Raw genomic sequence first — 22,877 nt, 5'->3', positions numbered from 1 at the left:
GACCATCGGTTCGTTGTTAGCGCAAACATACCGCGATATGCTGGGCGCGCTAGCCCTACAAAGGTCGCAGGCAGGAGAGACAGGATGCCCAAGCAAATCTCGCGTCGTAGTCTGATCGAGCTCAGCATTGCCGGGGCCGCCGCGCTCGCCGGGGCCGAGGCCAAGGCGCTCGACCGCCCCGCTTTGCCCAAGGATCAGCGGATCGGTTTCGCGGTCGTCGGCTTGGGCAAGCTCGCCCAGGGCCAGATCATCCCCGGCCTGCGCAAATCCAAGGGCGCGAAGCTGGTCGCCTTGGTCAGCGGCCATCGCGACAAGGCCGATCGCATCGCCGCCGCCGAGGGCATCCCCGCCGACGCGATCTACAATTATGACGATTACGACCGGATCGCGAAGGATCCGCGCATCCAGGTCGTCTACATCGTGCTGCCCAACAGCATGCACGCCGAATATACGATCCGCGCGCTCAAGGCCGGCAAGCATGTGCTGTGCGAAAAGCCGATGGCGACCAGCATCGCCGATTGCGAGGCGATGATCGCCGCCGCCAAGGCCGCCGACCGCAAGCTGATGATCGCCTATCGCTGCCATTACGAACCCAAGAATCTGGACGCGATGCGCAGGGTCCGCTCGGGCGCGCTCGGCAAGCCGCGTCTGTTCGTGACCGACATGGGCCGCCAGGTCGACATGTCCGATCCCGCCGACGTGTGGCGGGTCGACAAGACACTGGCCGGCAGCGGCGCGCTCGGCGACATGGGCATCTACGGCATCAGCGCGTCACGCTACATGCTCAACGAGGAGCCGGTCGAGGTGCGCGCATGGGCCAATACCGATCCGAACGATCCGCGCTTCAAGACGGTCGACGACATGATCGCCTGGCAGTTCCGCTTCCCCTCGGGCGCGATCTGCAACGGATCGACCTCGTTCAACTACAACGCGACCATGTCGTTCGAATTGTGGGGCGAGAAAGCCCGCCTGCGCGCCGATCCGGGCGCCTTCTACGGCGGCAACAAATTCCAGCTGATCGACGGCGGCACCTTCACTGATCTCGATGTCGCCGAAACCGATCATTTCGCGCGCGAGATGGACTGGATGGCCGATGTCGTGCGCGGCAAGGCCCCGATGGTCTCGCCCGGCGAGGAAGGACTCCAGGACGTCCGCCTGATCCACGCGATCCTGGAGTCGGCGGCCAAGGGTGGCGCACCCGTGAAGATCGACTGGCACTACAAGCGCGCGGTCGATCCGGCGGCGGTTGTGGATATCGTGGCCTAAAACGCAGTTCGTGCTGAGCTTGTCGAAGCACTCTCCTTCTTCAGCGAGAAGAAAGAACGGCCCTTCGACGGGCTCAGGGCGAACGGTCTTATTCTTGCGTCGCCCGCGCCCCCCACAGCGCATAAAACAGCACATACAGCTCGCACACGGCGGTCAGCAGGAACGACCATTGCAGGCCGAAATGGTCGGCGAGCGTGCCCTGGATCACGACCAGCGCCCCGCCGGCGATCGCCATGATCAACAGGCCCGAACCCTCCTCGGTCAGCGGCCCGAGCCCGCGGATCGCGAGCGCGAAGATCGTCGGGAACATGATCGAGTGGAACAGACCGACCAGGATCAGCCCGTAAAGCGCGACATGGCCGTGCGCGAACGTCGCCACCAGCATCACTAGGAAGGCGCCGATGCTGAACGCCGCGAGCACCTTCTCCGGCGCGATCTTCTGCATGATGAACGCGCCGACGAAGCGGCCGACCGCCATGCCGCCCCACACGAACATCAGATAATAAGCCGCCTGTTCGTGCGTGACGTTGCCGATCGTCGGCTGCGACGCGAAGTTGATGAACAGATTGCCGACCCCGATTTCGGCGATCAGGTAGATGAAGATCGCGGGCACGCCCCACACGAGGTTGCGGTGCCGCCAGAGCGAGAGATGCTTGCGCGCCTCGGCGTTGACGCGGCGCGTGGCCCCGCCGAGCGCGGGCAGTTTGGCGCGCGCGATCACGACCGCGATCACCACCAGCACGATTGCGACGAGCAGGTAAGGCAGCTGCGTCGCCTGCGCATCGGCCATGCGCTGCGCGAAGCTTAGCTGGGTGCCTTCCATCACCGTGCCGCCGGTGGTGCGGTTGAGGATGAGATAGCGCCCGAACACGATCGCGAGCACGTCGCCGGTCGTGTTGAACGCCTGCACCAGGGTCAGCCGCGATTCCGCCGACGATGCCGGGCCGATTGCCGCGACATAGGGATTGGCCGCGACCTGCAGCAGCGCGATGCCGCACGAGATGATGAACAAGGAGGCGAGCGTCACGCCATAGGACGGCAACCGCGCGGCCAGGATCATCCCGACCGATCCGACCGCCATCACCGCCAGCCCGATCACCAAAGCGCGCTGATAGCCGATCCGCTCGATCAGCTTCGCCGCCGGGATCGAGGCGACCAGATAGCCGATGAACCAGGTCGACTCGATCAGCGTGGTCTGCGTGTAGTTGAGGTGGAACACGCTCCGCAGGTGCGGCAGCAGCGTGTTGTTGATGACCGTGATGAAGCCCCACAGGAAGAACAGCGACGCGAGCAAGGCCAGCGCCGGGCGGTAATTGCCGCCCGGGCCCGATGCGGTTGGAACAGGTCCGGCCATCGATGCTCTCTCCACTATCGCGTTGGGGCGCATTGCCCTTTTTCTATTTGTATGAGTATTGGGGCCGTCTCTTACCGTCAATCGGCGTCGCGGATGGCGCCCGCATCGAAAATTCAATACGGATCGCCTGATGTCTGATCGCAAGCTCCGCTCCCGCGCCTGGTTCGACAACCCGGCCAATGTCGACATGACCGCGCTCTATCTGGAGCGGTATCTCAATTTCGGGCTGAGCCTGGAGGAGCTGCAGTCGGGCAAGCCGATCATCGGTATCGCCCAGACCGGCTCCGACCTCAGCCCCTGCAACCGCCACCACCTGGTGCTGGCCGAGCGGATTCGCGAAGGCATTCGCGAAGCGGGCGGGATCGCGCTCGAATTCCCGGTCCACCCGATCCAGGAAACCGGCAAGCGCCCGACCGCGGGACTCGATCGCAACCTCGCTTATCTCGGGCTGGTCGAGGCGCTCTACGGTTACCCGATCGACGGCGTCGTGCTTACCACCGGTTGCGACAAGACCACGCCCGCCTGCCTGATGGCGGCGGCGACGGTGAACATCCCCGCGATCGCCTTGTCGGTCGGGCCGATGCTCAACGGCTGGTTCAAGGGCGAGCGCACCGGATCGGGCACGATCGTGTGGAAGGCGCGCGAGATGCTCGCCACCGGCGAGATCGACGCGCAGGGCTTCATCAAGCTCGTCGCCTCCTCCGCGCCCTCGACCGGTTTCTGCAACACGATGGGCACCGCCAGCACGATGAACTCGCTGGCCGAGGCATTGGGCATGATGCTGCCCGGCACCGCGGCCATCCCCGCGCCCTATCGCGACCGCCAGGAAGCCGCCTACCGCACCGGCCTGCGCATCGTCGACATGGTCGCGGAGGATCTGAAGCCCTCCGACATCCTGACGCGCGATGCTTTCCTCAACGCGATCGTGGTCAATTCGGCGATCGGCGGATCGACCAACGCGCCGATCCACCTCCAGGCGATCGCGCGCCATGTCGGCGCTGAGCTCCAGCTCAAGGACTGGCAGGATTACGGCCACAAGGTGCCGTTGCTGGTCAACCTCCAGCCGGCGGGCGAATATCTCGGCGAGGATTATTATCGCGCCGGATCGGTGCCCGCGATCGTGGCAGAGCTGATGAAGCAGGGCCTGATCCGCGAAGGCGCGATCACCGCCAACGGCCGCAGCATCGGCGACAATTGCCGCGACGCCACGATCGAGGACGATCGCGTCATCCGCCGCTTCGACAATCCGTTGATCGACGAAGCGGGCTTCATCGTTCTGTCGGGTAATCTGTTCGACGCCGCGATCATGAAGACCAGCGTCATCTCGCCCGAATTCCGCACCCGCTATCTGTCCAACCCCGACGATCCGGATGCGTTCGAAGGACCGGCGGTCGTGTTCGACGGGCCCGAAGATTATCACCACCGCATCGACGATCCCGCGACCGCGATCACCCCCGAAAGCGTGCTGTTCATGCGCGGCGCCGGGCCGATCGGCTACCCCGGCGCGGCCGAGGTCGTGAACATGCGTCCGCCCGCTTATCTGATCGAGGACGGCATCCATGCTTTGCCCTGTGTCGGCGACGGCCGCCAATCGGGCACGAGCGGCAGCCCGTCGATCCTCAACGCCTCGCCCGAGGCGGCGGCGATGGGCGGCCTCGCCTTGATCAAGACCGGCGACCGGGTACGGATCGATCTGCGCACCGGCCGCGCCGACATGCTCGTCGACGAGGCCGAACTCGCCGCGCGCCGCGCCGCGCTCGAAGCCGCCGGCGGCTACGCCTACCCCGCCTCGCAGACGCCGTGGCAGGAAATCCAGCGGGCTTTGGTCGGCCAGATGAACAGCGGCGCGATCCTCGAAGGCAGCGAAAAATATCAGCGCATCGCCCAGACCAGAGGCCTGCCGCGCGATAATCACTGAGAATAGCCCTCTCCCGCAAGCGGGAGAGGGCTCCTAATCCCGCAGCGAAAGCTCCGTATCCTGCAGCGCGAGCCGCACCAGTTCGGCCATCTTCGCGCGCGCCGCGGTGGGATCGCCTGCCGCGATCGCTTCGTACAGCCGTTCATGGTCGGGCAGCGGATCGCGCGGCAGCCCGCGCTTGCGCTGCTTGAAGATCGTCGTCCAACTCACCGCCGCCGCGATCGAGCTCGACAAGGTGATCAGCGGCGCGTTGCGCGTGGCGGACAGGATCGCAGTGTGGAAAAGCTGGTCGGCCGCCTGCCCCTCCGCCGTTGCCAGTCCATGCTGGCGCATCCCCTCGAGCGCCGCGATCATTCGCACGAGATCGGCATTGTCGCGCCGCTCCGCCGCAAGCTCTGCCGCTGCCGGCTCGACGATCATGCGCAACTCGAACAGGTCGCGGACGAAGGCCTCGCTCGGCTCGCTCTCGAACGACCAGGCCAGCACTTCCGGATCGAGCAAATTCCAGCGTTCGCGCGATGACACCCGTGTCCCGGTGCGCGTCCGGCTTTCCACCAGCCCCTTGGCGGCCAGCATGCGGATCGCCTCGCGATAGGCGCTGCGCGACACACCCAAAGTTTGCGCGAATTCGATCTCGCCCGGCAGGGTCTCGCCCGGCGCATAATGGCCGGTCAGGATCGCGACACCCAGATCGTGCGCGATCGTGCCGTGGATGCGGCGCGCCGCCGGTTTGTTGCTGCGCTGGACCATGCATCCCCTTCCCCGGCGAATTAAGAGCAAAGGCCGCGTCTTGTCGAGCCAGCCCCTTGCCACCGCTTCCTCAACCCCATAGCATTTGCCCGGCCCGCAGATCAACCGTCAGATTTTCGGCCAGTTCGCCGAGCATCTCGGCCACGGAATCTATGGCGGCATCTGGGTCGGCCCCAAGTCGAAGATCGCCAACGTCCACGGCTATCGCAAGGATGTGGTCGACGCGCTCAAGGATCTGTCGGTGCCGTTCGTGCGCTGGCCGGGCGGCTGCTTCGCCGACGAATATCACTGGCGCGACGGCGTCGGCCCGGCTGGCAAGCGCCCGGTCAAGGTCAACACCTGGTGGGGCGGCGTGACCGAAGACAACAGCTTCGGCACGCACGAATATTTCGGCTTCCTCGATCAGATCGGCGCCGAAGCCTATATCTCCGGCAATGTCGGCAATGCCCCGCCGCGCGAGATGGCGGAGTGGATCGAATATATGACCTCGCCGACCGGATCGAGCTTTGCGCAGGAACGCGCGGCCAACGGCCACCCCGCCCCGTTCAAGCTCAGCTATTTCGGTCTCGGCAACGAATTGTGGGGCTGCGGCGGCAATATGCGCGCCGAATATGCCGCCGACGAAACCAGGCGCTACGCCACCTTCATCAAGCCGGGCGGCGGCGCCAAGCTGATGAAGATCGCGAGCGGCCCGTCGGATTCCGATTACAATTGGACCGAGGTGATGATGCGCGAGGCCGCCAAGAATATCGACGGCCTCACCCTCCATTATTACACAATCACCGGCCCCGACTGGCAGCACAAGGGCGCCGCCACCGGCTTCACCGAAAGCGAATGGGCCGCGACGCTCGCCAAGACGCTGCGCATGGACGAATATCTGACCAGGCACTCGGCGATCATGGACAAATATGATCCGGCCAAGCGCGTCTGGCTGGTGGTCGACGAATGGGGCGCCTGGTACGATCCGGCACCGGGCAGCAACCCCGGCTTCCTCGTCCAGCAGAACAGCCTGCGCGATGCCTTGCTCGCCGCGAGCAACATCAACATCTTCGTCAAGCATGCCGACCGCGTGAAGATGGCCGCGATCGCGCAGATGGTGAACGTGCTGCAGGCGATGATCCTGACCGACGGCCCGCGCATGGTGAAGACGCCGAGCTATTACGTTTTCCAGCTCTACAAGCCGTTCCAGGACGCGACCCAATTGCCGATCGAGGTCACATCCTCCTGGTACGGCAAGGATCAGTGGACGATGCCCGCGGTGAGCGCGGCCGCCGCGCGCGACAAAGCGGGCGTGGTCCACATCGCGCTCACCAATATGGATCCCAACCAGCCGGCCACGGTCTCCGCCAAGCTGGCAGGGCTGACGGCGACCAATGTCAGCGGACGGATCATCACCGCGCCGGCGATGGATGCAGTCAACAGCTTCGACCGGCCCGACACCGTCGTCCCGCAACCCTTCACCGGCGCGTTGGTCAGCGCCGATGGCCTGACCGTGACGCTGCCGCCCAAATCGGTGGTGATGCTCGACCTGCGCTAGAGCGTCCGCACGATCACCGGCCGCTTCTCCGCCACCGCGATCGGGTTGCGGAGCGGCAGCCGGAACGCGTCCGCTTCGATCTCGAACACGTCGCCGGGCTGCGTGACCACCCCGTCCGCGAAGGAAGCGGTCGCGGTGCCGAAGAAATGGACGTGAATGTCGCCCGGGCGGCGGAACAGGCCATATTTGAAATGGTGCTGCTCGAGGTTGGCCAGACTGTGCGACATGTTCGCCTCGCCCGACAGGAACGGCTTTTCCCACAAGGTCGCACCGTCGCGCAAAATCCGGCTGGTGCCGCGCACGTCCTGCGGCAGTTCGCCCAGCCGGAGCTCGGGTCCGATCGACGCCGCGCGCAGCTTCGAATGCGCCAGCCACAGATAATTGCCGCGTTCGGTGACATGGTCCGAAAATTCGTTGCCGAGCGCGAAGCCGAGCCGCACCGGATTGCCCTCGCGATCGATCAGATAGATGCCCGCAATCTCCGGCTCCTCGCCCGCGTCGAGCGCGAAGGCGGGCGATTCCAGCGGCGCGCCGGTGCCGACCAGGGTGCTGCCATCCCCCTTGTAGAACCATTCGGGCTGGACGCCGGTCGCGCCCGGCGCGGGCTTGCCGCCCTCGACCCCCATCAGGAACATCTTCATCGAATCCGTCGGCGCCGGATTCTCGACCGCCTTGCGATGCATCTTGTCGCGCCCCTCGGCGGATCCGAGATGGGTCAGGCCGGTGCCTGTGACGGCCAGATGCGCGGGATCGGGATGGTCGATCGGCGCGAGCAGGGTGACGGCGTCTAGGTCGATCGGATCGCCCAGCCCGTCCGCGTCGATCACGTCCGCCATGCTGTGGCCGAGATCGAGCGCCCGCTCCGCCAAAGCGAGCACGCTGTCGGCGCCCAGCACGGTGCGCGCGCTGCCATCGGCCGCCAGCAGGGCAACGCCCCTTTTCCCGTCGTGACGATATTGGATGAGCGATGCCATGGCCGTCCTTCTGATTACTCGGACAAATTGCCCCAAGTGGTGGCAAACGCAAGCATCGCAAGCGCGCGGGGAGCATCTTTCTAGATGCTTCCGATCCAGATAAGCTGGTATCGAAATGGCTCGCCCGCGGGTGGTCCACGCCACCGTTAGGTCGGGCGCTGCCGGGCCCAGCCGGAAACGATCGCGGGAATGGTGGCGGTCATCAAGGGAATGACCGAGGTCAGACCGATCCCGTCCGGAATCACCATCGTCAGCACGATACCGCCGCCGACAACCATGATCAGCAGCGGCCAGGCCTTATCGGTGCCGCCCTCCGATTTCGCCGGTTTAGCCACCGGATCGGACATATCTCGCCGAACCGGGGCGAATATATTTGTCTCGGCTCCGGCCGGCCCGGATCATTCAGCTTGATGCGGATTATTTGGTGGCCACACTTATATCCTTCGATTGGCTCTTGTTGGCTAGATCATGAATCCGCAGCTTGTAGGTCTTGCCCGCTGCGAGCGAGCTTCCCGCGCCAATGTCGATTGTGTTCCCCTGCTGGGACAGCGTAATGTCCTTGGGCACAAGGCCGACCCAGGCGCCGCGATATCCAACGTCGCCGCCCGAAAGCGTAAGCGAGACGTTGGTATCCTTGCTGATTTCGACTGAATCGTTGGGGGCGCCCGAAACCACGAGCGGCTGGGCGGCCGCCACCGCCTGGAAGCCGCTGCACGTCGTCAGTTTCGCGGGGGAACCGGTCAGCGCCTGCGAAATAGCAGCATCGACAGCCGCCCGCGCGCGCTCGATGACGCCCTCTGCAAAGGTCAGTCGCGCTTGATCCGAAGGGGACGTTACCGCTGCGGCTGGGGCCGCTTCAGCCCGGGCGCCAGCACCGCCGCCCGGATTCGAGAGGGCGGTTGCCGGAGTCGGCGGCACTGTCTTCGTGTCGGGAGCGACGGCAAGGCTGCCAATCGCAGTAATCGCATTCCCGAAAGCTTCCCGATCGGGTTCTTCGGCCACGATCTGTTGCCGCGCCTTCACAACGACGTCGTTCACGGCCGAAATACTGTTGGCCGCGAATGCCGAACCGGCGATGTCGAACTCCCCGATGCGCGAACGCACTATCTGCGCAGTGACCAGTGCGACCGCCTTCCGCTCGGCGTCGACATCCGCCATTTTGCCGAGCATGCCCAACTGCGCTTCCGCACCATCTATTACCGGAAGATAGCCCTGGAGCGTCGCTGCGGAAGTCTCCACGGTCTGCGTAGCGCTGGCGATGCAGGCCGAGGCATCGGCGGCCGCCAGATAAGTCGCGCCGTAACCCCGATCGACCGTCAGCGAGGACGTTATCGCCAGGGTGCCGGTGCCGAGTCCCAGAGCCACCGTAAGATCGCGACCACCTCCGAAGGAAGTCGCCCCCGCTGTAGCGAGAGCTCCAAGAAATGTGGCCGTGCGCAGAAAGTCGCGGTCATCCCGCTGCTTTTTGAGCCGGGTGATCATGTCGGCTTCGGTGTCCGAAGCATATTGGCGGGCTATCGCCAGGTTACAAGCCGAGCCCTTGCAGGTGGACGGGGCCTCCTTGAATGGAACCCGCTCCGGAATGGTGGCGCATCCGGAAAGAGCAAGGCCGATCCCGATCAGGGGTGTCAGGACAAAAGCACTGGGTCCGCTTTCACGCCGTGCGCGACCGCCCGCGCCCAAAAATTGCGCCATGTCTTCCCCCCTCGCTGTGGATCCCACAATCGACCAATCAACCACATCGTTGCCGCTGGCCCGAGGGGATGGATTCGTGTGCCCCCGCCAAATCCCCCGATCAGCTGCGCGAGACTGCACGAACGCCCCCGTTTTTCAAATCCACATTCTGTTCACTATGACTTATATTTCACAAATCATGGGCGATTAAAGAAAGGCCGGAGCGCCACGCTCTTATCGTCAATTTCCGTGCGCTTGAGCGCGCCCGGTATTGACGGCAATCGCCGAGAATTCTTACCATGAAAGCTGAAAGCAACCGGGCAAAGCCATTGCGGACAGCCTTGGCATCGCAAGGCCGCATGGCGCACCCGAAGGGATTCGAACCCCTGGCCTCTGCCTTCGGAGGGCAGAGAAAAGGGGGAAATCTGGACAACGCCGGACCAACAAAACGGCAGATTTCCTTGACTTTCTGTCCGAGGTGGTCCACGATTTTCCGACCATGTTTTCCGTACTTTTTCCGTACGGAATTGCAGACGGGCCATTATGTCGCTGGATTTGAGCAAGGTAAAAGAGCGCGACGCACTTCCCAACCGACGCGAACCACATTGGCAGCGGCTGCGTCCGGGCTGCTTCATCGGATACCGCCCTTCCGCACGCGAGGGCCTCGGCACTTGGATCGCCCGTGCTTATTCGGAAGACGAGCGTAACTATCGCCTCAAGGCACTGGGCGACTTCTGCGCGATCCAGGCCCGCGACCGGTTTGCGGCCGCGAAGAAGGAAGCCGAGACATTCGCCGATCTCGTTGAGGCCGGCGGTATCGCGGAGCATCCGGTCGAGACGGTAGCCGAAGCCTGCCAGCGCTACGCGTCGGATGGGAGCGAAATCGGAAAGCGCTTCACGCGCCATGTCTACAGCGATCCGATCGCTAAGGTGAAACTATCGAAACTTCGCCGGCATCATCTTAAGGCGTGGCTCCGGCGTCTCGAGGATAAACCTGCCCAGATCAGTCGACGGAAAGACGGTCGCATGACGACGCGTCCTCGATCGCCTGCATCAGTCAACCGGGACATGGCGATGTTGCGTGCTGCGCTCAATCGCGTGCTGCCGCACGGGACGCCCGATACCGAGGCCGCCTGGCAGGAGGCGATCACGCCGATCAGAAATGCCGACCGGCAGAGGACGCTCTACTTGGATCGCGAGCAGCGACGCTCGTTGTTGGCCGAGATCGATTCCGAGTCCGAGCCCTTCGTTCGGACATTATGCCTCCTGCCATTGCGACCCGGCGCCGTGGCAAACCTCAACGTTGCAGACTTCGATCGGCGCACGGCCGAATTGACGATCGGTAAGGACAAGAGCGGGAAGCCCCGCCGCATCGTAGTTCCGAAGGTGGCGGCGACACTCATGGCGGCGCAATCGAAAAATCGACGACCCGATGAGGCCTTGTTCCTGCGGGGAAATGGTCGGCCTTGGACCAAAGGATCTTGGAAAGGTCCGATCGCCAAAGCTGGCCGAAAAGCCGGACTGCCCGTTGGTGCCACTGCCTATACGCTAAGGCATAGCACCATCACGGATCTGGTGATTGGCGGATTATCATTGCTGACGGTTGCGCAGATCAGCGACACCAGCGCCGAGATGATCGAGCGCCATTATGGCCACCTGATTCAGTCGGTGGCCGCCGAAGCGCTGGCGAAGCTGTCACTATGAAGCATTGATGGGCGCTGCGCACTGTATCCTCCCAGATCGTGGAACTGCGCCGGCAGCCAGGCTTCGGATTAAAACGCAACTGAGCCTCGCTAAATGCCCCTCGACGTCAGTGCTCCGTATGCCCCCAGGTGTATGCAGGCGAGCATCTCCCCCTCCCCTTTTTCCGTCGCAACCTGCCAGTGGGCACGAACGGAGGGCCGTCGATTATCTGGATAATTGAGCTGCGCCCCTAATTACAAAGCATTCCGACATACATAATCTGCATTGTAGATCGACCTCCTGTCTAGATTAAGCAGTGGCCTAGGGAAGTTGTCAAGCTAGTATCAGGCGATGAAGAATTAGATAGTTTTCTAGCTTTCTTATCTAGGTATCAACGAATTGGAAGGCGTGCTTCAGATCCTGGCTTCCCATACAAAATTACATCTTATTGAAGAAAGAAATCTGCTTTGCTGCGTCTATTTTCAAAGTTTCGCATCAATTCTCCAAGATCGAAATGTATCTTCCGTGCATGTTGCTCCCACTAGGAGAAACATCGTGTTTACCGCTTCGAATGTTCGCCGGTCCAGCCATCCGGCCTACGAAAAGCGGGGCGATATTGCGTATATCGAGATCAATCCACCAGACGCGTTGAACCTGATTGACATGCCGATACGGATAGACCTGTGCCGGGCTTTCAAGCAAGTACGCGAGGATCGCGACCTCCGCGGCATCGTCCTTTCGGGAACCGGCGACGGGACATTCATCGGTCTGGACCGCAGCGGGCCGCTCGACCGGGCGAGTTTCGCGGCGGTCGAATCGAACCGACTGATGCAGACGCTTCTCAGTCTGATCGAGACTCTCGGCAAACCAGTCGCTGCCGCGATGAACGGCGTTGCTCTTGGCTGCGGGTGCGAGATCGCCATGGCCTGCACGGTCCGGATCGCGACCGACACGGCGCGATTTGGATTGTCCGAGACCAATGGATGGCCGATCGAGAACGAAACGCTCAATGCATTTGATGCTTATGCCATCGGACTGGTCGACGAGATCGTCCCGCCAGCGGAACTGATAGGGCGCGCGGCGGCGGTAGTCCGTCAGGTCGCCACTAGCGCGCCAATCGCGGCGCGCTATGCAAGCGAAGCTGCGAGACGAGCCTTGGCGCCAAGTTTGCGAAGGCAGTGTCAGCGCACGCGGGCATTGGCCTGCACACCTCCGATCTCGCCAATCGGTGGATAAGGCCGACATCCGCATGACCCTCGCTTTTCAATGCGCTCCACCGCGAAGGGCAAGGAAGGCTTTTCAGCGGCGTGAACCTCACGCTAGCTGACTCCTTCTATTCCGGCTGGAGTGCCGCTGATGCTACCGCCGAAGACCAAGATCTCGCTCACTGCCGACTCCATGCTGCCGCACGACTATGACTGCCACTCATATAACTATGACGATTTGCAGTTTCCGTTGCGCCGCTAACTAGGCGAGCCTTTGACGCCAGAAATCAAAGGTGGAACATGTGACCGATAACGAGAGCCTGAATCACCTCTCTCAGGCCCATGCGTTTGCTAAAGAATATCTCAGTATCGCCGACGAAGCTCAGCCGTTTCCATCACCAGCTGCTGTCGCGGCATTGGCGGGGTTCGATGAGCCCTGGGCACAGTCAGGCGCGGCCGCAGCGGATGTCCTGACCCAGCTCCACCAGCTCGGCTCTCCTGCGACCGTACGCAACACCGGCGGTCGATATTACGGCCTTGTGATGGGAGGCTGCCTTCCAGTCGCTCTTGCAGCGAACTGGCTGGCCGGCGCTTGGGATCAATGCGTCGCAGGGTGGGCGATGTCACCAGCTGGAACGTTCATCGAGGAAGTCGCAGCCCGATGGCTATTGGAAGCTCTGGACCTCCCGCGTGAATCCGCGGTTGGCTTTGTGACCGGCTCAACGATGGCCAGCTTTTCTGCGATCGCGACCGCGCGGTCAGCACTGCTCGCACGGGCCGGTTGGAATCTCCATTCTCAAGGCACGCGCAATGCGCCGGAGATCAAAATAGTTGCCAGCGACCAGGAGCATCCCGCCGTAAGAAAATCCCTCACTATGCTGGGTATTGGCCAATCAGAGGTGCGCTGGATCGAGACCGATGACCAGGGAAGTATCATCCCTGAGGCGGTCCCGCATCTCGATGATAAAACAATCCTGCTGCTTCAGGCTGGTAACGTCAACGGCGGCTCCCTCGACCCCTTCCATTCCGTCTGTCACAAGGCGCGCGAAGCGGGTGCCTGGGTGCACGTCGACGGCGCATTCGGGCTCTGGGCTCGCGCATCAAAGGCGCGACGACACCTGGCGCGTGGAGTGGAACTGGCCGATTCCTGGGCTGTCGACATGCACAAGTGGTTGAATGTCCCCTACGATTCGGCAGTTTACATTTGCCGCCACACGTCCGCTCCGCTTGGTGTTTTTAACACGGATACGACCTACCTCGTGCGTGAGCGCGTGCGTGAGCCGAACAATTTGACGCCCGAGCTTTCCCGGCGAGCGCGTGGTGTGGAGATTTGGGCTGCGTTGAAATTCCTCGGGCAATCCGGACTCGAAGACCTGATCGAACGTTGCTGCCGCCACGCCAAAAGGTTTGCCGAAGGATTGGCCGCGGCAGGTTATGAAATCCTCAATGATGTGGTGCTGAATCAGGTCGTGGCTGCCTATGGTGACGACGAGCAGATGGCGAGAATCATATCCAGTATTCAAGGGTCCGGAACCTGCTGGTTAGGCCCGACCCATTGGAAGGGACGGTTCGCAATGCGTATCAGCGTTTCCTCGTGGGCTACCACCGACAGAGATGTTGAACAGAGCCTTCGAGCCATGGTCGATGCAACCATTCAATCAGAAGAAGTTGCATTTGTACTGAGCGCATAGAAGGACGTTCTCAATCAGGATTTGAATACAGGTTCGCGCACGGTCGCCTATCCGGCCTATGGTGATACCAATTACGGATGGCACACACTCGCTCATCCTGAGTTCGTTGCCCGCGCGCGGTCCACTTCCGCGAGCTATCGGAGCGTCATCCGGTAACCTGAAGTGGCCTCCCCTATATGCCGCTGCTGCACGACGAAGGGCGCCGCCCGCCAATGGTGCGCCAAATACGGGGCGCTGCGTTGGTACGGTGGACTTGGCGGGCGCATGGAAGGATACCGGTGACGCGCACGCTCGCCTGGTACGCCACCCCCTAACGTCCACCACATCACGGCGTCAGACTTCCGCGCGTTCACGCGCGCACGCGGGATCGCGGTGGAGCGCGCCGGGTCCTGTCGGGCAACGAGGCGGCCAGCGCCGCCGCCAATCTCCGCGCCAAGCAGGCGATGTTCCCGCTGCACCGTTGAGAGCCGATAATGGTGCATGACGCCATGACTCCGGACGCCGTTCCCATCCACCGTCCGGTCTGCCAGCGTGGCCTGATCCACAGGCAGAGGCGAACATGCCCGACGACGAATTCGACAATATGTTCGAAGACCTGACCCCTTCCCAATTGGAGGAGCTTGATCGACTGGACGCCGAACAGATCAGCAACTCGGGAAAACGGGCCGCCCCGGCGGGCGAGGAGGAATCGGCCCGCCCCGCCAAGCGGCAGCGACAGGCCGACCACAGCGACGACGAATACGACAATATGCTCGAAGACCTGACCCCTTCCCAATTGGATGAATTGGATCAGCAGGCTCAGCAAGCCGCCTCAAACAACGCGACCAATGACGCCCCGCTCCGGGGACTGGCCGCCGATCAACCGGAGCAAGTGTCCGGAGAGGTTGACCGTCTCTCTGCGACGGGCCCGAGTGATGCAGCCGAGCCCGACGCGAAGGAAGGGGCCGCCGAACCACGGCGCATGCCCGACGGCTTCAAACGGTTCGAGGACATACCGCCGCCGCCGCCAGTGCTTTACCAGCAGTTCATGGGCGAACGAGATCGCTACCAGGACGTCCTCTTCCTGACCAAGGATGGCCTGTCCTATGTGACCGCCGAGCAACTCAGGAAAACCGATCCCGCCTTACTGGAAGGCCGGTTGAAGGAAGCGGGATTGCCCAAAACATTTTGCAGCACTTCGGACACGTCAAAGGCGGACCGCCCGTGGCTGCTCGTCCGGGAAAAGGATGAGTCGTTCACCGCGGTGGAAGCCCTGCTTCCGGAAGCCTATGGGCGGAACAAGCGGGTAATCGAAGCTTATCCGCGGAAGCGGATCTATGCCCTCGACAAGACGTCCGGCGGCGACGTGCGCTACGTCAACCTGACCCACTGCCAGCCGCAGTACAAGGATGACTTCGAGCCGGGTAAGTTGGAACTCACAAAGAACCAGAGAATGCAATTGGGCGAGGAAGTCCGCGAATATGCCGCAAAGACGCCTACGACCAGAGACCACGCCAAGATCGTCATGGGGAGGATACTCGGAACCTATGACATGCAGCGGCAGAACGGCAGAGCGCTGAAGCATGAGGAGATCGCCGGGCATTATCCGGCTCGGCCACCGCTGATGGCGTATGGCAACGACGCGATCTTCACGGAAGAACTTGGCCTGAAACGATCGCAGCCGCCTCTGAATAACGCCTCCTTCAACTATTTCCGTGATCAAACCGAAGACAGCAAAATCTACATATTGGACAAGCCGAACATTCCCCGGTTCGGCAGCGACAATCCCGACGCCGGCCGGCCCGAATATGTCCTGATGTCCACTGAGCAGCGCCTCAACATGGAGGCGCTGAAGCAGCGGCACGCCGAACACGTCTGGAACCTGGGCCTCGGAACTCCACGCTGGGCGACGCACCTAAGCGTGGAGGAGCTCTTTCGTCTCGGCATATCCGCCGACGACCGGCGATTGCTCGAAGGTCTCGACCTGGACAGATGTACAAGCTGGGGAGAGCGGCTGCCGGAACCAAGCAAGGCCGTGATCGGCGTGGACGGCCAATCGCCCAGACGCCATTATGTCTGCACATCCACTCCGCCGGCGCTGGTTCACGAGCGGGCAAACGAAGCCGGAAGCCTGCCCGCGAAGGGGGACGAGCAGCCGGCCCTTGCTGCGGATGGCGGGTTGAATGAAAGAGCCCGGGAAGACAGATCGCGAGCCCGCAGCCGTTCCCGTTGATCGGCAAGAGTGCGGTTGCAATCCGCGAGCCGATCGTGAGCGGGCTGCAAGCAAATTCCGCCCATCAGCCCCGCGCCCGGCTGACCACGTTCTGATCACCCCCAGGACCGGTCGCTCATCAGGATGGGTGTGCCACGAGTGGCTGGCCGAACGAGGGAGGGGCAGCCTGGTGGGTGGGCCTTTGAACCGGCTCAATTGATCGCACGATTTTTCCAGATAGTCGGACCAATATTGCATCATCCGCACGCGTTCGTTCCAAAACTCGCCACGGGCGTAGATACGCCGCACCGCATTCTTGTCCTGATGGGCGAATTGTCGTTCGATCGCATCGGGGTTGAAGAGCCCGGTCGCGTTCAAGAGCGTGTCGGCCATCGTGCGAAAGCCGTGCGCGGTTATCTCGTCAGAGCCATAGCCCAGTGCGCGCAGCACCGGGTTGATCATGTTCTCGGACTTCATCAGGCATCGCGAATTGGTTGAGATGATAGCCCTGGCGCGCACGATTGGCAGTGAGCACGCGCGTCCCCGGAATATCCTCGAATTCCGCGAGATATGCGTGAATGTCGCGCCGCGTCGTCACAGCCTGCGTGCCTTCAGCTGGGTATCGAGGCGCGGGAAGATGCGGCGCGCGTTGCCCGCGAGGATCGCCGCACGCTCAGCATCCGAAATGTCGTGCGCATCGACGTAGCGCTTGGTGTCGTCGAAGTAGAAACCGGTTTGTTGATGGGTGTCGGGACCGCTCGATGAGTGCGAGGAGCCAGTCCGACCGACTTTTGCCGGCAAAGTGCGCGATCGCGGGAAGGTAGAGCGGCAGATAGTGGGTCAAGATGCGATGCAGGTCTGTGTCTTCATCCTGGAGATGACGTCGTGGGTCTTCACAGCTCCTGGAGACGTCGATGCCGGCGGCGAGCGGATCGACCCAGCGCTGGGTGGCGCCGATTCGCAGCATGTGAAGGATCACCCGGCATCCTTGGATTGTTCTTGTCCCACCCATTGTGGAGCGCTTCGCGCGTCGAGCCAAGGCCACTGAGGAGATGACGGTCGATCCATCCTCGGCGATCAAGTGCAAGCCATAATGTTTGGCAAATCATTGGGTCCTTGATTGCCGTTGGAGCAACATCAGTGAAGAAGAGCATGCGATCTTGAGTAGTAATTTTTCCGGCATTGGCGGATCGATAGGCTCAAGATCCTCAAACGCTCGCCTCCGTCGTTCGGAGTCCTGCGATCAGAATGTCGACCAGTTGCTTCGCGCTCGCTTCCCAGTCCGGGCCAGAATTGACATGGGCGACGCCCACCAGCGCGCGCAGCAGATCGAGGGGTTCGAGGTCTAGACGGATGGCACCATCCGCAATTGCGACATCGACCAACGTGGAAATGGCCTCCTTGACCTGCAGCCCCGACGCGGCCTGAAGGTCGGATATGTCTCCGATGATCGCATTGAATGCCTCAGCCATTACCTGCTTCGCGGCGATATAATCGACGAACAGCCTCATCCATTCCCGAAGCGCTTCCACGGGCGGCAGCGTGTTAGCCAAACGGTTGGCAGCCTCGGCAAGCTGCCGAGTCTCATTTTGATAAACGGATTCTAGAAGCGCGTGGCGTGTCGGGAAGTGGCGGTAGAGCGTGCCGATCCCCACGCCTGCCGCGCGCGCGATTTCATCCAGGCTAGCGGTCGACCCCTTGGCGGCGAACGCAGACTTGGCCGTCTCGAGCAGCAGTTCTCGATTGCGCTGCGCATCGGCGCGCGGCTTGCGCGCCGCATTATGCTCGACTTCTCCATTCAATCCAACCGCACCCTTGCTAAACGGAGATAACCTCCGTATCTTGAAATGGAGATATCCTCCACTTACTGGAATCACCCCCGCGTAGCAATATGCGGGAAGACCCCATGTCCCCGATAGAAGGAGATTATCGTGAGCAGGTCATTCAATGCGACATCCACCACCGACGAAGTGCTCGCCGGCATCGACCTCAGTGGCAAGCGTGTCCTCGTGACGGGCGTTTCGGCGGGCCTGGGCGTCGAGACAGCGCGCACCCTCGCGGCGCATGGCGCACAAGTGATCGGCGCCGCGCGCGATCTCGCGAAGGCTGAGGGGGCGACGGAAGGGGTACGCGCCCAGGCCAGGAACGGCGGAGGCCTGGAACTGGTCGAGCTCGACCTTGCGTCGCTCGCTAGCGTCCGGGTCTGTGCGGACGCCCTGGTCACCGAGGGCAAGCCGTTCGATCTCGTTATCGCCAACGCCGGCGTCATGGCCTGTCCATTTGGCCACACCGCGGATGGCTTCGAGACGCAGTTCGGCACCAACCATCTCGGTCACTTCGTGCTGGTCAACCGCATCGCCTCGTTGATCGCGTCCGGCGGCCGGCTCGTGAACCTCGCCTCCTCCGGCCATCGCTTCTCCGGCGTGAATCTGGACGACCCAAATTTCGAACGGACGCCTTATGATCCCTTCGGCGCCTATGGTCGTTCGAAGACCGCAAATATCCTCTTCGCCGTAGAATTTGACCGGCGTCATCAGGCAAGCGGGATCCGGGCGACCGCGTTGCACCCAGGGGCGATACAGACCGAGCTTCCCCGCTATATGACCGACGAGACGATGCAGCAGATGGTCGCTGTCATCGAGCAGAGTTTTCCCGGCGGCATGGCCGCCTTCCAGTGGAAGAGCGTGCCGCAGGGCGCCGCCACCTCGGTCTGGGCCGGTGTCGTGGCGGAGCCGGAGACGGTCGGCGGCCGTTATTGCGAGGACTGCCATGTCGCTGAGATCGACGATGGAGCGGGTTTCGAAGGCGGCGTGCGAAGCTACGCGCTCGACCCGGAGAATGCCAAGGCGCTCTGGGCCAAAAGCGAGGAGATGGTTGGCGAGCGCTTCTGAATGCGACGCTCCTCTCTCCCTTCAAAAAATCAGGAGCATCATCATGGACTGTAGGATGCTTGGCCGTACCGGCATCGACGTCTCGCCGATCTGTATGGGTTGCATGAACAGCGGCGAGCCGGGCAACGCCATCAACCCATGGGCGATCGGCTATGAGGATGTGAAGCGGCTGGTCAAGTGGGCGCTCGACCGCAGCATCAACTTCTTTGACACGGCCAATGTCTATTCGAAGGGCACGAGCGAGGAATATGGCGGCCGGACACGAGAGAGGCTGAACGGATGACGACAATCCTTCTCGCGGGGGCGACCGGCCTGGTCGGCCAGCACGTTCTGGCGAACGCTCTGGCGGACGAGCGAATCAACAGCGTGATCGCGCCGACACGGCGTCCGCTTGCCGTCCACCCGAAGCTTACCAACCCGCTGGTCGATTTCGAACGGCTACCGGCGGATGCCGAATGGTGGTCGGTGGATGGCGCGATCTGCACGCTCGGCACGACCCGCGGAAAGGCGGGGTCGGACGAGGCTTTCCACCGGGTCGATCACGACTATCCCTTGGTAGTGGCTGGGCTGGTTCGAGCTCGCGGGGCAACCCGCTTCGCGTTGAACTCCGCTTTGGGCGCCAATGCCGGTTCCCACTTCCTCTATCCCCGCACCAAGGGAGAGCTGGAAGACGATCTGGTAGCGCTCGGCTTCGCATCGCTGACGCTGGTCCGGCCGGGCCTGATCGGCGGCAAGCGTGAGGAGTTTCGCGCCGTCGAGCGCATTTCGTTGGCGCTACTTGGCACGCTCGCGCCGCTGATGCCGCGCCGCTACCGCATCAATCCCGCCGGCACGATCGCCGGCACGCTGGTCGAGGCTGCTGTTGCAGGCCCGCCCGGTTGGCATGTTGTCGAAGCCGAGCGGCTCAGCCGCTAAGCCTGGAGGCAGGGATTCCGTTAATCAACTCGTCTTGCTGTAGCTTTTGTCGCGGCCGGAAGTGGCCGCGATCATTCCAGGCGCGTCGTCCGCCGAACAGCGGCCGTAAAACCTCGATCAAATCGACGAGCCGCTTGAATCTGGTCTGCTGGCGTGGATCGTCGACCTAGTCGGTTTGGACGACCGAGGGGCTTTAGCGGTGTAACCGGAAACTCGCGCTTCCAATTCTAGGCAAACCGGACTCGAACCGCTCTGGATCAAACTGACGCCGGTATCATTGCCGGTACCAGCGAACGATATGGCGGCAGGTACCGTGCGCACGCGCCGCATTCGGATGATCCCTCGTCGAGCATCGCACCACCCATCGAGTGGTTCGCCAGACTCTCGCTAAGTCAGCCGTCGGACAGTGCCCGAAACTCCCGGCCTGAGTCGCTTCGGGCCAGTGTCGCGAGCGCGCGCAGAATCAAGATCGAGAGCGTCCGGATCATCCGCCCGAGCGGGCGACGCCCGTACCGAGACGACCGGCGGATCAAGCTCGGCCTGCCAGAGCAGACGCGCGTCGAGTGCCGAGCGGCGGATCATGGTGCGGCTGGTGAAGGGGGCCTATTGGTACGCCGAGATTAAGCGGGCTCAGGTGGAAGGGCTTCCCGACTTTCCTGTGTACACGCGCAAGATGCACACCGACGTGGCGTACATCGCATGCACTCGGAAGCTGCTTGCGGCGACCAATGCCGTGTTCCCGCAGTTCGCGACTGCATAATGCGCCCACGCTCGCGACCACTATCACATGGCGGGGCCGACTTCGAAGTCGGCAGGCACTAGTTCCAGCGCCTGCACGGCATGGGCGAGCGGCTCTATGAGTAGGTGGTGGGCAGATCGAAGCTCGATAGGCTCCGCCGCATCCATGCTCCCGTCGGCACGCACGAAACGCTGTTGAGCCATCTCGTCCGCCGCTTGCTGGAGAACGGCGCCAACTCCTCCTTCGTCAATCGCGTTGCCGATCCGGCCGAGCAAGTGCGCGCCAGTGAAAGTGGCCAGCGCCTGATGCAGCTCGCCATCATCAACGACGACATGTCCCTTCTGGTCGATGAGCATGCGCAAGATCGATCAGTCAAGCCTCAACCGCATCGCCGTGTAGTCGCAAATTGAGTTGGGCCCATGATCAACGCATTTCGCTATACATAATTTGCATTTCAAATTGAACGCCAATTAAGGCAATCACTGATCCGGATAGTTTGTCAAACTCACATCATGTGACGAGGGAATTTACTTACAAAACAACGATAATGAAGTGTTGTATACTAATTGCACTACCAGATTAATTAGAATATTTACTAAAGCAGAAAATCGTCATTCTGACGATACGACGGGGAAGGCCGTGACAAACGAAGGCGCGCTAGTATTGAAGCAGGACAGGATCGAATGGCCAACGATCGCGCTCGCCATCTTGATTTATGGTTGCTGGCTGGCCGTCACTTGGTGCCATGCACTGCTGCCCCTCTGCCTCACACCCGTCCTTGGAGGATGGCTGATCGCGTGGCACAATTCGTTGCAGCACGAGACGATCCACAGGCATCCGACCGGGCGCCGCCTGATCGACGGCGCAATTGGCGCAGTGCCGTTATCCTTGTGGCTGCCTTATTCAACCTACTTCCGCACCCATCGCGCGCACCATGCCAGCCGCGCGATCACCGATCCATTCGAGGATCCGGAATCGCGCTACCTCGCCCACACCCAGGGCGGCTGGGGCCATATTCTGCGCGCGGCGGAGTTCTTGCAGTCTACATTGCTGGGGCGTCTCCTCCTGGGGCCGCCGATAACGGTCGGCCGCTTTCTAGTCAGCGAATTGGCGAGAGGCCGCAAAGACCCAGCGACGCTGTTGCGCAATTGGCTGCCCCACCTCGGCGCTTCCGCGCTGGTCGTGGCCTGGCTGCATCTCTGTGGGCTGGGGATCGGCGCTTATCTACTGCTGTTCGTCTATCCCGGCATATCGCTCTCGCTGCTGCGGTCGTTCGCGGAGCACCGCCCCGCCGAGGCGCCGGAGCATCGGGTCGCGATCGTGGAAACGCGCGGGCCGCTGGGACTGCTGTTCCTGCACAACAATCTGCACGCCGCGCACCACGAGCTTCCCGGCCTGGCCTGGTACCGGTTGCCGGCTTTTTATCGGCAGCATCGTATGCGGCTGCTAGAAGCGAACGGCGGGCTGCTCTACCGCAGCTACGGGGAGTTGTTCCGCCGCTTTCTATTCCGGCCGCATGATCATCTGGTCCATCCCGACTACGGCGGACATGACACCTCGCCTGAAATCGCTTGACTGGCCACCTCTCCAGCCGTGACCGCCGCCGTCGGTCTCCCCATGCATGATTTGCCGGCAATGCGTGCCCAATTGGCGGCGATCCGGCCCGAGCCGGTCAGCATGCCGCTGTAGACACAGCCGCCGACCTGGAAGCTCTGCGCGACCTTCTCAAGGTTGACGTTATGATCGAGATGCGTGTGCGTAATGAAGATCGCGGCGATGCGGCGGTTGGGATCGGGCCGGCGCGCAAAGAAGGCAATGAGATAGCCGATCAGATGGCCACTGGCGGCGTCGCCGCGGCCACCGGTATCGATCATCACCGCGCCGCACGAAAATTCCAGCAAGGCCGCTGCGCCCCGATCGATATTGACGTAGTGGACCGCCATCCCGTTCGGCCCGACATTGGCTGGCACGGCTGCACCGGCCTCGCGCGCGGCGAACGTGGAATAAACCCAGCCTGAGCGCCTGTCAGGCAGCCGCACATGATAATAACCCGCCTGCCGGGCGCCGTCGTCGAGCAGGTCGAGCGCGA

At 62.4% G+C, this 22,877-nt stretch carries 18 protein-coding genes and 5 pseudogenes; 12 read left to right on the top strand and 11 right to left on the bottom strand.

The window, feature by feature from the left end; genetic code table 11:
- Positions 1-84: 84 nt before the first annotated feature.
- The gene (locus VK533_RS13305; protein WP_324378420.1) at positions 85-1,266 is read left to right on the top strand and encodes a Gfo/Idh/MocA family oxidoreductase; all 1,182 of its coding nucleotides are present in this window, start codon (positions 85-87) and stop codon (positions 1,264-1,266) included.
- An 88-nt stretch (positions 1,267-1,354) separates the two neighbouring features.
- Here the strand turns inward: VK533_RS13305 and VK533_RS13300 are convergent, their stop codons facing one another.
- The gene (locus tag VK533_RS13300) at positions 1,355-2,620 is read right to left on the bottom strand and encodes a sugar MFS transporter (RefSeq protein WP_324378418.1); all 1,266 of its coding nucleotides are present in this window, start codon (positions 2,618-2,620) and stop codon (positions 1,355-1,357) included.
- Positions 2,621-2,750: 130 nt separating this feature from the next.
- Between VK533_RS13300 and VK533_RS13295 the strand changes: the two genes are divergently transcribed.
- Entirely contained in the window at positions 2,751-4,538 is a 1,788-nt protein-coding gene (locus tag VK533_RS13295; RefSeq protein ID WP_324378416.1) for an IlvD/Edd family dehydratase, read from the top strand.
- A gap of 33 nt (positions 4,539-4,571) precedes the next feature.
- Here VK533_RS13295 and VK533_RS13290 read toward each other — a convergent pair whose 3' ends face one another.
- Entirely contained in the window at positions 4,572-5,288 is a 717-nt protein-coding gene (locus VK533_RS13290; RefSeq protein WP_324378414.1) for a FadR/GntR family transcriptional regulator, read from the bottom strand.
- Between the two features lie 85 nt (positions 5,289-5,373).
- Between VK533_RS13290 and VK533_RS13285 the strand changes: the two genes are divergently transcribed.
- Positions 5,374-6,825, top strand: a complete 1,452-nt coding sequence (locus VK533_RS13285; protein WP_324378412.1) for an alpha-N-arabinofuranosidase — start codon at positions 5,374-5,376, stop codon at positions 6,823-6,825.
- On the opposite strand, the gene araD1 is transcribed toward VK533_RS13285, so the two are convergent.
- The 3 genes from araD1 to VK533_RS13270 form a co-directional block, all read right to left on the bottom strand.
- Complete coding sequence (gene araD1 / locus VK533_RS13280) at positions 6,822-7,799, bottom strand: AraD1 family protein (RefSeq protein ID WP_324378410.1); 978 nt, start codon at positions 7,797-7,799, stop codon at positions 6,822-6,824. The genes VK533_RS13285 and araD1 overlap by 4 nt on opposite strands.
- A gap of 146 nt (positions 7,800-7,945) precedes the next feature.
- Positions 7,946-8,146: a hypothetical protein gene (locus VK533_RS13275; protein ID WP_324378408.1), complete on the bottom strand. Its 201-nt coding sequence runs from the start codon at positions 8,144-8,146 to the stop codon at positions 7,946-7,948.
- Positions 8,147-8,216: 70 nt separating this feature from the next.
- Positions 8,217-9,494: a hypothetical protein gene (locus tag VK533_RS13270; RefSeq protein ID WP_324378406.1), complete on the bottom strand. Its 1,278-nt coding sequence runs from the start codon at positions 9,492-9,494 to the stop codon at positions 8,217-8,219.
- Between the two features lie 522 nt (positions 9,495-10,016).
- Here VK533_RS13270 and VK533_RS13265 point away from each other — a divergent pair.
- From VK533_RS13265 to VK533_RS13250, 4 genes are all read left to right on the top strand, one after another.
- Positions 10,017-11,177 (top strand): tyrosine-type recombinase/integrase, encoded by a 1,161-nt coding sequence (locus tag VK533_RS13265; RefSeq protein ID WP_324378404.1) that lies wholly within the window; start codon positions 10,017-10,019, stop codon positions 11,175-11,177.
- Between the two features lie 534 nt (positions 11,178-11,711).
- Positions 11,712-12,392, top strand: a complete 681-nt coding sequence (locus VK533_RS13260; RefSeq protein ID WP_324378402.1) for an enoyl-CoA hydratase/isomerase family protein — start codon at positions 11,712-11,714, stop codon at positions 12,390-12,392.
- A gap of 271 nt (positions 12,393-12,663) precedes the next feature.
- The gene (locus VK533_RS13255) at positions 12,664-14,052 is read left to right on the top strand and encodes a pyridoxal phosphate-dependent decarboxylase family protein (protein ID WP_324378400.1); all 1,389 of its coding nucleotides are present in this window, start codon (positions 12,664-12,666) and stop codon (positions 14,050-14,052) included.
- Positions 14,053-14,611: 559 nt separating this feature from the next.
- Positions 14,612-16,264, top strand: coding sequence for a hypothetical protein (locus VK533_RS13250; protein WP_324378398.1), 1,653 nt, complete (start codon positions 14,612-14,614; stop codon positions 16,262-16,264).
- Between the two features lie 198 nt (positions 16,265-16,462).
- On the opposite strand, the pseudogene VK533_RS13245 reads toward VK533_RS13250, so the two are convergent.
- The 5 genes and pseudogenes from VK533_RS13245 to VK533_RS13230 all read right to left on the bottom strand — a co-directional run.
- Positions 16,463-16,714: pseudogene (locus tag VK533_RS13245) on the bottom strand (tyrosine-type recombinase/integrase); the annotation flags it as partial.
- Positions 16,706-16,841 (bottom strand): annotated as a pseudogene (locus tag VK533_RS13240) (protocatechuate 3,4-dioxygenase); the annotation flags it as partial. The pseudogenes VK533_RS13245 and VK533_RS13240, both read right to left, overlap by 9 nt.
- Positions 16,838-16,978, bottom strand: a pseudogene (locus VK533_RS13235) (amidohydrolase); the annotation flags it as partial. The pseudogenes VK533_RS13235 and VK533_RS13240, both read right to left, overlap by 4 nt.
- A 1-nt stretch (position 16,979) precedes the next feature.
- Positions 16,980-17,300, bottom strand: a pseudogene (locus tag VK533_RS17270) (IS110 family transposase); the annotation flags it as partial.
- A gap of 151 nt (positions 17,301-17,451) precedes the next feature.
- A complete protein-coding gene (locus tag VK533_RS13230; RefSeq protein WP_324378396.1) occupies positions 17,452-18,045 on the bottom strand; it encodes a TetR/AcrR family transcriptional regulator in 594 nt (197 codons plus the stop codon).
- A 129-nt stretch (positions 18,046-18,174) separates the two neighbouring features.
- Here VK533_RS13230 and VK533_RS13225 point away from each other — a divergent pair, with 129 nt between their 5' ends.
- From VK533_RS13225 to VK533_RS13205, 5 genes and pseudogenes are all read left to right on the top strand, one after another.
- Entirely contained in the window at positions 18,175-19,134 is a 960-nt protein-coding gene (locus VK533_RS13225) for an SDR family NAD(P)-dependent oxidoreductase (protein WP_324378394.1), read from the top strand.
- A 55-nt stretch (positions 19,135-19,189) separates the two neighbouring features.
- On the top strand, positions 19,190-19,417 hold the full coding sequence (locus tag VK533_RS13220; RefSeq protein WP_324378392.1) for an aldo/keto reductase: 228 nt from the start codon (positions 19,190-19,192) through the stop codon (positions 19,415-19,417).
- Positions 19,414-20,049 (top strand): NAD-dependent dehydratase, encoded by a 636-nt coding sequence (locus VK533_RS13215; RefSeq protein WP_324378389.1) that lies wholly within the window; start codon positions 19,414-19,416, stop codon positions 20,047-20,049. Before VK533_RS13220 ends, VK533_RS13215 begins: the two co-directional genes overlap by 4 nt.
- 556 nt (positions 20,050-20,605) lie before the next feature.
- Positions 20,606-21,054, top strand: a pseudogene (locus VK533_RS13210) (proline dehydrogenase family protein); the annotation flags it as partial.
- 373 nt (positions 21,055-21,427) lie between these two features.
- Complete coding sequence (locus VK533_RS13205; protein ID WP_324378387.1) at positions 21,428-22,363, top strand: fatty acid desaturase; 936 nt, start codon at positions 21,428-21,430, stop codon at positions 22,361-22,363.
- Here the strand turns inward: VK533_RS13205 and VK533_RS13200 are convergent.
- Positions 22,327-22,877: MBL fold metallo-hydrolase (locus tag VK533_RS13200; RefSeq protein ID WP_324378385.1), on the bottom strand; the 551-nt coding region annotated here is incomplete at its 5' end. The genes VK533_RS13205 and VK533_RS13200 overlap by 37 nt on opposite strands.

The organism is Sphingomonas sp. (assembly GCF_035317925.1).
In the GTDB taxonomy this organism is placed as follows: Bacteria; Pseudomonadota; Alphaproteobacteria; order Sphingomonadales; family Sphingomonadaceae; genus Sphingomonas_I.
The sequence above is the reverse complement of the archived record's forward strand: the minus strand, read 5'-3'. Positions and strand labels throughout refer to the sequence as shown.